Source organism: Salipiger bermudensis (assembly GCF_020171625.1).
Classification (GTDB): Bacteria; Pseudomonadota; Alphaproteobacteria; order Rhodobacterales; family Rhodobacteraceae; genus Salipiger; species Salipiger bermudensis_B.
Map to the genome: position 1 here is coordinate 108,187 of NZ_JAIUZY010000003.1, position 13,668 is coordinate 121,854.

General features: G+C 68.1%; 13 protein-coding genes. 5 read left to right on the forward strand and 8 right to left on the reverse strand.

The annotated features are described in order from the left end of the window. Positions 1-294: 294 nt before the first annotated feature. The 7 genes from LCM15_RS04035 to LCM15_RS04065 form a co-directional block, all read right to left on the reverse strand. Positions 295-486, reverse strand: coding sequence for a DUF2065 domain-containing protein (locus LCM15_RS04035; protein ID WP_224853303.1), 192 nt, complete (start codon positions 484-486; stop codon positions 295-297). After that, positions 483-1,562, reverse strand: coding sequence for a protease modulator HflC (gene hflC / locus LCM15_RS04040; protein ID WP_224853305.1), 1,080 nt, complete (start codon positions 1,560-1,562; stop codon positions 483-485). The genes LCM15_RS04035 and hflC overlap by 4 nt, the downstream gene beginning before the upstream one ends. A gap of 1 nt (position 1,563) precedes the next feature. Further along, positions 1,564-2,715 carry an FtsH protease activity modulator HflK gene (hflK, locus tag LCM15_RS04045; protein ID WP_224853307.1) on the reverse strand — a complete coding sequence of 384 codons (1,152 nt, stop codon included), beginning with the start codon at positions 2,713-2,715 and terminating at the stop codon, positions 1,564-1,566. A gap of 72 nt (positions 2,716-2,787) precedes the next feature. Further along, positions 2,788-4,245: an FAD-dependent oxidoreductase gene (locus LCM15_RS04050; protein ID WP_224853309.1), complete on the reverse strand. Its 1,458-nt coding sequence runs from the start codon at positions 4,243-4,245 to the stop codon at positions 2,788-2,790. Between the two features lie 641 nt (positions 4,246-4,886). Then, entirely contained in the window at positions 4,887-5,669 is a 783-nt protein-coding gene (gene rpiA / locus LCM15_RS04055) for a ribose-5-phosphate isomerase RpiA (protein WP_224853312.1), read from the reverse strand. A gap of 287 nt (positions 5,670-5,956) precedes the next feature. Next, positions 5,957-6,484, reverse strand: a complete 528-nt coding sequence (locus LCM15_RS04060) for a GNAT family N-acetyltransferase (RefSeq protein WP_224853314.1) — start codon at positions 6,482-6,484, stop codon at positions 5,957-5,959. Next, positions 6,481-7,035 (reverse strand): helix-turn-helix domain-containing protein, encoded by a 555-nt coding sequence (locus LCM15_RS04065; protein WP_224853315.1) that lies wholly within the window; start codon positions 7,033-7,035, stop codon positions 6,481-6,483. Before LCM15_RS04065 ends, LCM15_RS04060 begins: the two co-directional genes overlap by 4 nt. 218 nt (positions 7,036-7,253) lie before the next feature. Here LCM15_RS04065 and pdhA point away from each other — a divergent pair, with 218 nt between their 5' ends. The 5 genes from pdhA to LCM15_RS04090 all read left to right on the forward strand — a co-directional run bounded on the left by pdhA (position 7,254) and on the right by LCM15_RS04090 (position 12,704). Further along, the gene (gene pdhA / locus LCM15_RS04070; RefSeq protein ID WP_224853317.1) at positions 7,254-8,276 is read left to right on the forward strand and encodes a pyruvate dehydrogenase (acetyl-transferring) E1 component subunit alpha; all 1,023 of its coding nucleotides are present in this window, start codon (positions 7,254-7,256) and stop codon (positions 8,274-8,276) included. An 18-nt stretch (positions 8,277-8,294) separates the two neighbouring features. Then, a complete protein-coding gene (locus tag LCM15_RS04075) occupies positions 8,295-9,689 on the forward strand; it encodes a pyruvate dehydrogenase complex E1 component subunit beta (RefSeq protein WP_224853319.1) in 1,395 nt (464 codons plus the stop codon). After that, on the forward strand, positions 9,686-9,949 hold the full coding sequence (locus LCM15_RS04080) for a hypothetical protein (protein WP_224853321.1): 264 nt from the start codon (positions 9,686-9,688) through the stop codon (positions 9,947-9,949). Before LCM15_RS04075 ends, LCM15_RS04080 begins: the two co-directional genes overlap by 4 nt. A 4-nt stretch (positions 9,950-9,953) precedes the next feature. Continuing rightward, positions 9,954-11,294: a pyruvate dehydrogenase complex dihydrolipoamide acetyltransferase gene (locus LCM15_RS04085; RefSeq protein WP_224853323.1), complete on the forward strand. Its 1,341-nt coding sequence runs from the start codon at positions 9,954-9,956 to the stop codon at positions 11,292-11,294. Between the two features lie 222 nt (positions 11,295-11,516). Continuing rightward, the gene (locus tag LCM15_RS04090; protein WP_224853325.1) at positions 11,517-12,704 is read left to right on the forward strand and encodes an MFS transporter; all 1,188 of its coding nucleotides are present in this window, start codon (positions 11,517-11,519) and stop codon (positions 12,702-12,704) included. A gap of 82 nt (positions 12,705-12,786) precedes the next feature. Here LCM15_RS04090 and cysE read toward each other — a convergent pair whose 3' ends face one another. Then, entirely contained in the window at positions 12,787-13,605 is an 819-nt protein-coding gene (gene cysE, locus LCM15_RS04095; protein ID WP_224853327.1) for a serine O-acetyltransferase, read from the reverse strand. Positions 13,606-13,668: the final 63 nt, after the last annotated feature.

The following is a 13,668-nucleotide window of genomic DNA, read 5'->3' on the forward strand; positions in this document are numbered from 1 at the left end:
CGGGGCTGCGGGACAGACCCCGCATCGGGCATCACCGCACCGCGTCCGGGTCAGCCCGGTATATAGTCGCGGAATGATTTGGGTGGGGGCTGTATTGGGCGAGGACCTGAAGTCCGCGTTCCGAAAACCAAAGGCGCAAGAGCCAAGAGCCAAGAGCCAAGAGCCAAGAGCCAAGAGCCAAGAGCCAAGAGCCAAGAGCCAAGAGCCAAGAGCCAAGAGCCAAGCAGGACGTCCCGCCGAAGGCGCTGTCAACAGGCAGAGCCCGGAGGGATGAGACCTCGCCCCCTCGCCCCCTCAGCCGCGGAAGATCCAGAGCATCAGCACGCCTGTGGCCACCGTCACCAGCCCCAGCCTGCGGCGGGTCTCTAGCGGCATCAGGCGCAGCGCCTCGAGCAGGCGTTCGACAAGCGAAGGGGCCAGTGCGTACACCAGCCCCTCGATGATGAGGACCATCGCGATCCCCGTTGCGATGTCGCCCGCCGTCACTGCGTCACAGGGGCTGTGTCGTCGCTCTCGGAGTCGGGCGCGGTGGCCTCGCCGGTGCCAGCCTCGTCAGCAGCGGCCGGCGCCTCGTCAGCCGCAGGCGCGGTCGAAGCCTCGCCCTCGGGCGCTTCCTCGGCGGTCTCGTCCGAAGGGGCGGTCGCCTCGTCGTCGCCACCCACCGACGGTGCGGGAGCCGCGGCCGGAGCCGCCGCGCCCTGACCGTTGAAGTACTCGAAGAACTCCCCGGTCGGCGTCAGCACGATCGACGAGTTGCTGCCCTGAATGGCGTTCTCGTAGGCCTGCAGCGAGCGGTAGAAGGCAAAGAACTCCTGATCGGCGCCGTAGGCCTCGGCGAAGATCGCGTTGCGCTCGGCATCCGCCTCACCGCGGATCACGTTGGCTTCGCGCTCGGCTTCCGACTGGGTCTCGACCACGGTCCGGTCGGCCAGCGCGCGGACCCGCTGCGCGGCCTCGTTGCCGCGGGCGATCTCGTCCGCCGCTTCCCGTTCGCGCTCGGCCCGCATCCGGGCAAAGGTCGCCTCGAGGTTCTGCGACGGCAGGTTGGTCTGCTTGAGCCGCACGTCCACCACATCGAGCCCCAGCGAGCGCGCCGAGGCGCGGGCGTTGTCGCGGATGCGGTTGGTCAGCGACCGGCGATCCTCGGAGAGGATGACGTCGGAAGTCACCTGATCGGCACCGAGCGTCTCGCGGATCTGGGCGTTGAGAATGCCCGAGAGCCGGTCTTCGGCGGTGCGCACACCGCCCACGCCCACGGCCTGACGGAACTGCACCACGTCGGCGATGCGGTAGCGCGCGAAGGCGTCGACCACGAGGCGGCGGTCATCGGACGGCGTGACCTCGATGGTGTCGGTGTCGAGCGACAGGATGCGGTCGTCGTATCTCACCACGTCCTGGATGAAGGGGATCTTGAAGGCGAGGCCCGGATCTTCCTTCACCGCCTTGATCTGACCGAACTGCAGGACCAGAGCCTTCTCGCGTTCGTCCACGACGAAGACCGAGGACAGGAACACGACGATGACGACCACGATGGCCGGCAGGATGAATGTCATCTTGCGCATATCAGTTGCCCTCCGAGGTCGTGTTGCGGCTGCGGTTCAGCTCGTTGAGCGGCAGGTACGGCACCACGCTGCCGTCCTCGCCGGCGATGGATTCGTCGAGGATCGTCTTGTCGACGTCGCCCAGAACGCGCTCCATCGTCTCGAGGTAGAGACGGCGGCGGGTGACCTCGGGCGCCTTGGAATATTCCTCGCGCACGGCGCTGAAGCGGCTGGCTTCACCGAGCGCCTGGTTGACCACCTGGGCGCGGTAGCCCTCGGACTGCTCGCGGATCTGCGCCGCCTGACCACGGGCCTCGGCGACCACGCGGTTGGCATAGGCGTCGGCCTGACGCTCGAGCCGGTCGCGCTCCTGCTCGGCCGCCTGGACCTCGCGGAAGGCGTCGATCACCTCGCGCGGCGGATCGGCGGTGTCGAGGTTGATCCGGACCACGCTGATGCCGCTGTCGTACTCATCAAGCGTCGCCTGGATCTGCTCCATCGCGGTATCGGCGATGATGCCACGGTCGCGGTTGAGGATCGGCGCGAGGTTCGACGCGGCGATGATCTCGCGCATCACCGCCTCGGAGACGGCCTGCACGGTCAGCTGCGGATCGCGGATGTTGAACAGCAGCTTCGCGGGGTCGGAGATGTTCCACACCACCTGGAACTCGATGTCCACGATGTTGGCATCGGTGGTCAGCATCAGCCCCTCGGCGTCGCGCCCGGCGCCGATGGTCTCGGTGCGCTCGGAGGTGACGTTGACCACCTCGGCGGTGACGACGGGCCACGGCGCAAAGTTCAGACCGGGTTGCCCGGTCGAGCTGTACTTGCCGAGCAGCAGCTCCACCGACTGCTCTTCGGGCTTGACCGTGTAGAAGCTCATGTAGCCCCACAGACCCAGCGCCACGAGCGCCGCGATGCCGATGGTGCCCTTGCTGATGCCGGGACCGCCGCTGCCGCCCGAGCCGCCGCCACTGGCACCGTTGCCACCGCCGCGGCCGCCCATGAGCACGCGCAGACGCTCCTGGCCCTTTTTCATCAGCTCGTCGATCTCGGGAATCTGCGGGTCCTCGGGTTTGCGGCCCCCTCGGTTGCCGCCGCCTCCGCCGCTTGGCGGACGGCTGCCGCCCTGATTTCCTCCGCCGCCCCAAGGGCCGCCGCTGTTACCTGCCATGAAGCTGTTTTCCTTCCCCTCTAGGTCCTGTCATCCGTATCCCGCACATACCTGTGCATTTTGCTCACAAATTCAAGCGCTGCGGGTCGGTTTGCGCATCGTCACGATCTCTTCCGACATGGTCGGGTGAACGGCGACGGTGCGGTCGAAATCTTCCTTGGTGGCGCCCATCTTCACCGCGATGCCGGCAAGCTGGATCATCTCGCCCGCGTTCGGCGCGACGATGTGACAGCCCAGCACCTTGCGGCTCTCCTGCGAGACCACGAGTTTCATCAGCACGCGGTCGGGACGGCCGGCAAAGGCGGTCTGCATCGGGCGGAACGAGGTGGCGTAGACCTCGATCGGCTCCTGCTCGCGGGCCTGCTCTTCGGAAAGCCCGACGGTGCCGAACTCCGGCTGGGTGAAGATCGCCGACGGGATCAGGTCGTGATCCACCGGCGTCGGGTTGCCCTTGAACACGGTCTCGACGAAGGCCATGCCCTCGCGGATCGCCACCGGGGTCAGGTTCACCCGGTCGGTGACGTCGCCGATGGCGTAGATCGAGGGCACCGCGGTCTGGCTGTATGCGTCGACCTCGATCTCGCCCTTGCGGCCGAGTGTCACGCCGACCTCCTCGAGCCCCATGTCGGGGGTGTTGGGTGCGCGGCCGGTGGCGAAGAACACCTTGTCGAAGATCCGCGTCTTGCCGTTGCTGGCCTTCACCCAGATCGGGCCGTCGGGGTTGGAGTTGTCCTCCTCGACGTAATCGGCCTCCTGCACAGCCGCCCCCATGGAGATGCCATTGGCGTCGTGCCCGGCCAGATCCTCCTCGGTGGCGCAGCGCATGGCGACGATGTCGGTGCCCAGATGCAGGTCGATGCCACGCTCGCTCATCGCGTCGGCGATCAGACCGCGGGCCTCCTCGTCGAAGCCGCGCAGCACCTGCGCCCCGCGATAGTACTGCGTCACCTCGACGCCGAGCCCGTGCAGGATGCAGGCGAACTCGCAGGCGATGTAGCCGCCACCGACGATCAGGATGCGTTTGGGCAGCTCTTCCATGTGGAAGAGGTCGTCGCTGACGAGGCCGAGATCGGCGTTCGGCACCTCGGGGCGCACCGGTCGGCCCCCTGTGGCAACGAGGATGTGCTTGGCGGTGAAGGTCTCGCCGGTCGAGAGCGCCACGGTGTGCGCGTCCTTGATCGTGGCGCGGGCATCGAAGCTGTCGACGCCGGAATTCTTCAGCAGCGAGCGGTACACGCCCTCGAGCCGGTCGAGCTCGGTGTTGAGGCGGGCGCGGAAGTTCGGCCAGTCGAACGGCCCCTCCTGCAAGCGCCAGCCGTAATTGGCGGCATCCTCGACCACCTCGGCATATTCGCTGGCGAAGACCATCAGCTTCTTGGGCACGCAGCCGCGGATCACGCAGGTGCCGCCGTAGCGATCTTCCTCGGCCAGCGCCACCTTGGCGCCCGCCTCTCCGGCGGCGACGCGCGCGGCACGCACCCCGCCCGAACCGCCACCGATGACGAAGAGATCATAGTCGAAGTCGGCCATCCGGGGTCTCCTTGAATTGCGTTCGCACCGGTATCTCACAGCGCTTTCGCGAAGGCCAGACGGGCGCGGGCATTTGAGGCGCCGCCGCCCTGCCCGGTCGTGGGCTTGGGTGATGTGGAGCAAGGGAGGATCCCCGGGACAGGACGGGCCTGGATCAAGCTCCGTCGCGTGTTCGGTCGCAGGCCGGGGTGATATGGAGCGCGGAAGGGACTGTGGCGCCCGACGGGTCGGGAGAAGGCTCTTCGGCGTGCCAGGTCACAGGCCGGGGTGATGTGGAGAGCGGCAGGGTTTGCAGGGCCGGATGGATCGAGAGGACGCTCCGCGACGTGCCCGGTCGCAGGCCTGAGGGGGATGCGGAGAGCGGGAGGGGCCTAAATGCTGGACGTGGCGCGATCAGGCCCGGTGGGGCGACCATCGCGGCTGCAAGGGCTGCGGCTGGGCAGGTCACGGCGCGTGATCTCGCGCTGACAGGCTGGTCTGGGAGGGGGTGCTTTGGTGTGGCGACTACAACGAGGCTGTGCCCGTTGTCCGGGACGCGCCACGTGCGGCGCCAGTGGTGCCGTGGCCAGTGCCGCCTGCCCCAGCGCCGCGATGCGGGCGGGGTGTCCCGGGGCGGCGGGCGCCGCCCCTCGGATTCGGGATCAGACGTCGCGGAAGAGGTTGTCGTCCTCGAGGAATTCGACGCGCTCTTCCGAGACCGTGCCGGCATTGATGTCGCGGATTTCCACACGGCCATCGCCGTAGCCGATGATCACGCGGTCGCAGATGTCGATGAACAGGCCGTTCTCGACCACGCCGGGGATCTGGTTGACCAGCATCGCCAGCTGCCGCGCGTTGCCGATCCGCGTGAGGTGCAGGTCGAGGATGTGGTTGCCCTCGTCGGTGACGTAGGGCTGATCGCCGTTCATCCGAAGCGTGGTCTTGCGGCCCAGCACGTCCATGGTGACCAGCGCCTCCTCGATCAGCGCCTGGCTCGCGGTCCAGCCGAACGGGATGACCTCGACCGGTAGCGGGAAGGCACCGAGGGTTTCGACGTGCTTGGCGGCATCGGCGATGACGATCATCTCGTCGGAGGCGGTGGCGACGATCTTTTCCTGCAGCAGCGCGCCGCCGCCGCCCTTGATCAGGTTGAGTTCGCTGTCGAACTCGTCGGCGCCGTCGATGGTCAGGTCGAGCCAGCCGGCCTCCTCGAGCGAGATCACCTCGATGCCGACCTCGCGGGCCAGCTCGGCGGTGCGCGCCGAGGTCGGCACGCCGCGGAAGCGCAGCCCCTCTTCGCGCACCCGCTCGCCAAGGCAGCGCACCAGCCAGGCGGCGGTGGAGCCGGTGCCGAGCCCGACGCGCATTCCGCTTTGGACGTACTCCGCGGCACGTTTGGCCGCCACGAACTTGGCCTTGTCGATGGGCGAAAGCTCTCCGCTCATGGTGATCTCCCAGAATCCTCGTGTGTCGCGGCCTTATAGGCCTGGCGCGGCGGGCTGGCGACAGGAGATTCGGGGCGCGCGAGGGAATTTAGGGAGACTGTCGCGACGTCCGGCCCTACGACGAACACAGCGGCGCGGCGTGCCGCCGCACAGGTCGTCTCGCCCGTCGCCCGAGGGGGCGCAGCGCTCTTGTCTTCTTCTGGCCGAAAATATCCCGGGGGAGTCCGCGCGCAGCGCGGGCGGGGGCAGCGCCCCCGTCTGCCCTTGGGGACCGCTTGGCAGGCGGATCAGCCCTGCCGGTACATATAGGTCGTGGGGTCGCGGCGGGGGCCGCCCTCGGGGGCAAGGGCGAAGCCCGGGATCTCGCCCGCGACCCTGAAGCCGCAGTTGGTGTAGAGCGCCTGGGACGGATCGCCGCTGCGGGTGTCGAGGGTGACGAGGCTGCGCCCCTCGGCCGCGGCGCGGGCCAGCAGGGCCTGCATCAGGGCACGCGCGATGCCACGGCGGCGGAACGCGGGCGCGACCAGCATCTTGGAGACCTCGGCTCGGTGGCTCTGGTTCGGCATCATGGCGAGTCCCAGCTGCACGGTGCCAACGAGGCGGCCCTCCTCGAAGGCGCCCCAAAGCACCCGGCCCTGCCTTGCGAGCGCGGGCAGCACGCCGTCCTGCCAGAAGCGGGTCGCCGCCTCCACGTCGAACGGCATCACGAAGCCGACGCTGGCGCCGTCGGCCACGCAGGCCTGCAGAAGCCGCGCCAGATCGTCGAGGTACTGCGCCGCCTCAGGCGCCGACAGGGTGCGGATCGTCAGGGTCATGGCGTCACCAGGAACAGCATGTAGCGCGCCGCCTCGCGCGGCGGGGTCTGGAAGCGCGATGCGCCGGAGAGGCGGTAGCGCAGCGCATCGCCGGGCGCGAGATCGTGGCGCTGCGCGTCCAGCGTCACCGCCAGCCGGCCCGAGAGCAGCACGAGGTGGTGTTCGAGATCGGCCACCGGCGGGCGGTGATAGGAGATGTCGGTGTCCGGCGCCAGCGTGCAGTCGAGCACCTCGCCCGCCAGCGCGGTACTGCCCGGGGAGACCACGCGCCGGGTGAAGCCGCGATCCTGCCAGACCGGCTGCTCGGCCTCGCGCAGGCAGGGCGGAAAGCCGTCCTCGACCATCGCCAGAAGCCGCGACATGGTCAGCCCATAGGCGGCGCAGAGCTTGCCCAGTTGCTCCGCGGTCGGGCTCACCTCGGCCTTTTCCATGCGCGACAGCGCCGCGCGGCTCAGCCCGCTATGCGCCGCCAGCGCCTCGAGCGTCAGGCCGCGCTCGGCGCGCAGGGCGGCGAGGCGCTGGGACAGGCGGGTGGTCAGGGTCTGCTCCATGATCGAATCCGGGAATAGTTCTCGATATCGGGATACTGCGCGAGATGATGCCGGCGCGCAAGCCCGCCCTTGCCCCGCCAAGGCCGCGCTCCAGTTGAAAGCCCCTGCCCGCCCAAAGGGATTTTTCTCTGCCGGGACGGAAGCGGGCTTTGACACTCGCGCCTCCTCTGGGTAGGCTGCACGAAAGTTTAACACTAAACTAGTTGGGGAGGAATCGCATGGCCGCCCGGAAATCTGCTGCCAAGCCGAACGTCTCGCCCGAGGAGCTCACGCAATACTACCGTGACATGCTGCTTATCCGCCGCTTCGAAGAGAAGGCGGGTCAGCTGTACGGTATGGGGCTCATCGGCGGCTTTTGTCACCTGTATATCGGCCAGGAAGCCGTTGTCGTCGGCCTCGAGGCCGCGGCGGAGGAGGGCGACAAGCGCGTCACCTCGTATCGCGACCACGGCCACATGCTGGCCTGCGGCATGGACCCCAACGGCGTCATGGCCGAGCTCACCGGCCGCGAGGGCGGCTACTCGAAGGGCAAGGGCGGCTCGATGCACATGTTCAGCCGCGAGAAGCACTTCTACGGCGGTCACGGCATCGTCGGCGCGCAAGTTCCGCTCGGCGCCGGCCTCGCCTTCGCCGACAACTACCTCGAGAACGGCCGTGTGACCTTCACCTATTTCGGCGACGGCGCCGCCAACCAGGGCCAGGTCTACGAGACCTTCAACATGGCCTCGATCTGGAAGCTGCCGGTGGTCTTCGTGATCGAGAACAACCAGTACGCCATGGGCACCGCGCAGAAGCGCTCGACCTCGGGCGAGGACATCTACACCCGCGGCGCGCCCTTCGGCATCCCCGGCGAGCTGGTCGACGGCATGGATGTGCTCAAGGTCAAGGAAGCGGGCGAGAAGGCGGTCGCGCACTGCCGCGCCGGCAATGGCCCCTACATCCTCGAGATCAAGACCTACCGCTACCGCGGCCACTCGATGTCGGACCCGGCCAAGTACCGGACCCGCGAGGAAGTCCAGAAGATGCGCGAAGAGCGCGACCCGATCCAGAACGTCCGCGACCTGCTGCTTCAGGGCAAGCACGCCAGCGAGGACGACCTCAAGGCGATCGACAAGGAAATCAAGGACATCGTGAACGCCTCCGCCGAGTTCGCCAAGGAGAGCCCGGAGCCGGCGCTCGAGGAACTCTGGACCGACATCTATTCCGACGACGTGCCCCAGGGCGACGCGATCGAGGCCTGAGGCAGGAGAGAACACGATATGGCAACGCAAATCCTGATGCCCGCCCTGTCCCCCACGATGGAAGAGGGCACGCTGGCGAAATGGCTGGTCAAGGAGGGCGACACCGTCGCCTCCGGTGACATCCTCGCCGAAATCGAGACCGACAAGGCGACGATGGAATTCGAAGCGGTCGACGAGGGCATCGTCGGCAAGATCCTCGTCGAGGAAGGCTCCGAGGGCGTGAAGGTCAACACCCCAATCGCGGTGCTGGTCGAGGAAGGCGAAAGCGTCGACGACGCCGACACCTCCGACGCCGCAGCGCCCGAGGCGGATGACTCCGCTGACGAAAGCGCCCCGGCCGAGGCCAAGGGCGACGCCGCCCCCGGCCCGCAGGAGCCCGCCTCGTCGGTGCCCGCCGCCGCGGCCTCGCCGGACTGGCCCGAAGGCACCGAGATGAAGACCCAGACCGTGCGCGAGGCGCTGCGGGATGCCATGGCCGAAGAGATGCGCTCGGACGCCAATGTCTTCGTCATGGGCGAAGAGGTCGCAGAGTACCAGGGCGCCTACAAGGTGACCCAGGGCCTGCTCGACGAGTTCGGCAGCAAGCGCGTCATCGACACCCCGATCACCGAGCACGGCTTTGCCGGCATCGGCGTCGGCGCGGCCTTCGGCGGTCTCAAGCCGATCGTCGAGTTCATGACCTTCAACTTCGCCATGCAGGCGATCGACCAGATCATCAACTCGGCCGCCAAGACGCTCTACATGTCCGGTGGCCAGATGGGCGCCCCGATGGTGTTCCGCGGCCCCAACGGTGCCGCCGCCCGCGTCGGCGCGCAGCACTCTCAGGACTACGCGGCATGGTACGCGATGATCCCGGGCCTCAAGGTGGCGATGCCCTACTCGGCCGCCGACGCCAAGGGTCTCCTCAAGTCCGCCATCCGCGATCCCAACCCGGTGATCTTCCTCGAGAACGAGATCCTCTATGGCCGCTCCTTCGAGGTGCCGGTGATGGACGACTTCACCGTGCCCTTCGGCAAGGCGAAGATCTGGCGCGAGGGCAAGGACGTGACCCTCGTCAGCTTCGGCATCGGGATGCAGTACGCGCTCGAGGCGGCTGAGAAGCTGGCCGAAGACGGCGTCGAGGCCGAGGTGATCGACCTGCGCACCCTGCGCCCGATCGATTACGGTACGGTCATCGAGTCGGTGAAGAAGACCAACCGCTGCGTGACCATCGAAGAGGGCTTCCCGGTGGGCTCCATCGGCAACCATATCGGCGCCTACATCATGCAGAACGCGTTCGATTATCTCGACGCGCCGGTCATCAACTGCGCCGGCAAGGACGTTCCGATGCCCTACGCCGCCAACCTCGAGAAGCACGCGCTGGTCACCACCGCCGAGGTGCTCGAGGCGGTCAAGCAGGTGACCTACCGGTGAGCCCGGTCGAGGTCATCGGGCGCGACGTCGCGCGTGAGGCCTACCGCGTCCGGGTGGACGCGGCGGGCTTTGCGCGGACGGCCTTCGTGCCCGAGTGCCTCATGGAAACGCTGCGCCCGGGCGAGCGCCCGAGCCACCAGCAAGCCTATGAATGGATCGCCGCCCATCGCGGCAAGATCGAGACCGCGGTGATCGCACGGGCCGCGGCGCGCCAGCCGCGCCCGCCCTACGATCTCGTGACCCTCGCCGAGGAGAGCTGACAACATGCCCACCGAAATCCTGATGCCCGCCCTGTCGCCGACCATGGAGGAAGGCACGCTGGCCAAATGGCTGGTCAAGGAAGGCGATACCGTGAACTCCGGCGACATCCTCGCCGAGATCGAAACCGACAAGGCCACGATGGAATTCGAGGCCGTCGATGAAGGCACCATCGGCAAGATCCTGATCGAGGGCGGCACCGAGGGCGTGAAGGTGAACACGCCGATCGCCGTGCTGCTCGAAGAGGGCGAAAGCGCCGACGACATCGACAGCGCCGCGTCCACTGCCCCGGAGGCCGAGGACAAGGCCCCCGAAAGCGACGACGAGAAGGCCGCCGCCGCGACGCCCGCCGCGGCCTCCGCCGGCGCCGGCGCAGGCACCACCCCCACCGCGTCGAAGGGCTCGGATGGCGAGCGCCTCTTCGCGACCCCGCTGGCGCGCCGCATCGCCGCCGACAAGGGCCTCGATCTCGCGCAGATCAAGGGCTCCGGTCCGCGTGGCCGCATCGTGAAGGCGGATGTCGAGAACGCCACCGCGAAACCGGCCGAGAAGGCCGCACCCGCAGCCGCCGAGGCGCCCGCCGCCAAGAAGGCCGACGCCACCGTGATGCCCGCCGGCCCCTCGGCCGAGCAGGTCATCAAGATGTATGACGGGCGCGAGTTCGAAGAGGTCAAGCTCGACGGGATGCGCAAGACCGTTGCGGCCCGCCTCACCGAGGCCAAGCAGACGATCCCGCATTTCTACCTGCGCCGGGACATCAAGCTCGATGCGCTGCTGAAGTTCCGCAGCCAGCTCAACAAGCAGCTCGAGGGCCGCGGCGTGAAGCTGTCGGTCAACGACTTCATCATCAAGGCCTGCGCGCTGGCGCTGCAATCCGTGCCCGACGCCAATGCCGTCTGGGCCGGCGACCGGATGCTCAAGCTCAAGCCCTCGGACGTGGCGGTGGCCGTCGCGGTCGATGGCGGCCTCTTCACCCCGGTGCTCAAGGATGCCGACATGAAGTCGCTCTCGGCGCTGTCCTCCGAGATGAAGGACCTCGCCACCCGGGCGCGGGACCGCAAGCTCGCGCCGCATGAATATGTCGGCGGCAGCTTCGCGATCTCCAACCTCGGCATGTTCGGCATCGACAATTTCGACGCCGTCATCAACCCGCCGCACGGCGCCATTCTCGCGGTCGGCTCCGGGGTCAAGAAGCCCGTCGTCGGCGACGATGGCGAGCTGAGCGTGGCCACGGTGATGTCGGTGACGCTCTCGGTCGATCACCGGGTCATCGACGGGGCGCTCGGCGCCGAGCTGCTGAAGGCGATCGTCGAGAACCTCGAGAACCCCATGGTGATGCTCGCCTGATCTGTCTTCAGGTCCGCATCACTGAGACGCCCGCCGCCCACCGGCGGGCGTTTCCTTTTTCTGCGATGTATGTTTCGGGCGCATGGCCCCCTTGCAGACAATCCAGCTTGTGCGCGCCCCCGCAGCGCCGTTAGCGTAGAACATGCTGCACCGCGGCAGGTTCTCCCGCGCCTGCCGTTCAAGATCCCCCGAGATTCTACCCCGACACTTCGGAGCTGTTCCATGGTCTATACCGACCGCCAGGCCCGCCTGACGATCCTGTCACTTGCGCTTGGCGCCTTTGCCATCGGCGTGACCGAGTTCGCCGCCATGGGCCTGCTGCCCTACTATGCGCGCGACCTCGGCGTGACCGAGCCCGCGGCCGGCTTCGCGGTCAGCGGCTATGCCATCGGCGTGGTCGTGGGCGCGCCGGTGCTGGCGGTGCTGGGCAGCATGTTGCCGCGCAAGCTGCTGCTGGTGCTGCTGATGGCGTTCTTCATCCTTGCCAACGTGCTCAGCGCCCTTTCCACCGGGCTCGATACGCTGGTGATCGCCCGGGTACTCTCGGGACTGCCGCACGGCGCCTTCCTCGGCATCGGGATGCTCTTCGCCGCCGAGATGATGCCGCCGGGCCGCAAGGCGGCGGGCGTGGCGCAGGTGCTGATGGGTCTGACCATCGCCAACGTGGTGGGCGTGCCCGCCGCAGGCGCCATCGGGCAGTATTTCGGCTGGCGCTGGTGCTTCGTTCTCGTGGCGGTGCTCGCCACCGGCTCGGCGCTGATGATCGCCCGTGTCGCGCCCGAGGCGCAGGACGGCCCCAAGCCGAGCGCGCTGCGTGAGCTGTCGGCGCTGGCCAACCGCGCCGTGTGGCTGACGCTGGCCGTCGGTGCCGTGGGCTTCGGCGCAGTCTTCGCGGTCTATTCCTATTTCTCCGCCGCGCTGATCTCGGCCACCGACGCGCCCGCCTGGGCGATTCCGCTGGCGCTTTCGTGCTTCGGCATCGGGGCCACCGCCGGCAACTACTATGCCGGTCGTCTCGCCGCGTGGTCGCATTTCGGCGGCACGCTGGTGCTGCTGCTCGGCATGATCGCGGCCTCGCTGCTCTATGCCGCCGTCATGGGCCAGTGGATCGCGATGATCCTCGTGGTCATGGTGCTGGGCCTCACCGCCGGGCTGGTGATCCCGCTGCAGATGCGCCTGATGGACGTGGCGGGCGAGGGCCAGACGCTGGCCGCCGCGCTCAACCACGCCGCCTTCAACGCCGCCAACGCGCTCGGCCCATGGCTCGCGGGCATGGCGCTCGCCGCCGGGCACGGCTTCGGCGCCACCGGCGTCGTGGGCGCGGGTCTCGGGGTGGCCGGTGTGGTGGTGCTGGGGCTCGCGTGGCTCGACGCCCGCCCGGCCCGCGGCGCGGTGATGCCGGCGGAGTGAGCCGCGCAGCAGCACGACGAAAAAGGGCCGGGCACCTTCCGTGGTGCCCGGCCCTTCCTGTCTCTGACGGCGCGCTAAAGGCTCAGCTGGTGCAGTTGCAGCCGGTGAGCTTCTGATCCATGTTGCGCGACGGCTGATCGCAGCCGGCATCGCCGACGATCTTGGCCGGCACGCCCGCCACGGTCTTGCAGGGCGGCACTTCCTCGAGCACCACCGACCCCGCCGCGATCCGCGAGCCGTTGCCGATGCGGATATTGCCGAGCACCTTGGCGCCGGCCCCGATCAGCACGCCATCGCCGATCTTGGGATGACGGTCCTCGTCCTCCTTGCCGGTGCCGCCCAGCGTCACCGAGTGCAGGATCGAGACATCGTTGCCGACCTTGGCGGTCTCGCCGATGACGATGGAATGGGCGTGATCGATCATGATGCCCTGCCCGATCTCGGCGGCGGGGTGGATATCGACGCCGTAAAGCTCGGAGGCGCGCATCTGGAAGAAGAACGCCAGATCCCAGCGCCCCTGCCCCCAGAGCCAATGCGCCACGCGCTGGGTCTGCACCGCCTGGAAGCCCTTGAAGTAGAGCAGCGGCTGCAGGAAGCGGTGGCAGGCCGGGTCGCGATCGAAGGTGGCCCGGATATCGGCCCGCGCGGCGCGCGCCAGCCACGGGTCCGAGGCATAGGCCTCATCGCAGATCTCGCGCAGGATCTGGTCCGACATCTCGCCGTTCGAGAGTTTCATGGCGATGCGGAAGGCCAGCGCGCCCTCGATGGTGGCGTGGTGCAGCACCGAGACATGCACCATACCGCCAAGCAGCGGCTCGTCCGCGACCGCCTGTTCGGCTTCGCGGGAGATGCGGTCCCAGACCGGGTCCAGCTCGGCGATCCTTGCGCGGGTTTCGGCCATCGTAACCTCCGTTTGATCCGGCCCTTATAGCAGATAGGCCCCGGGGGCCGAAACGCAAAACCG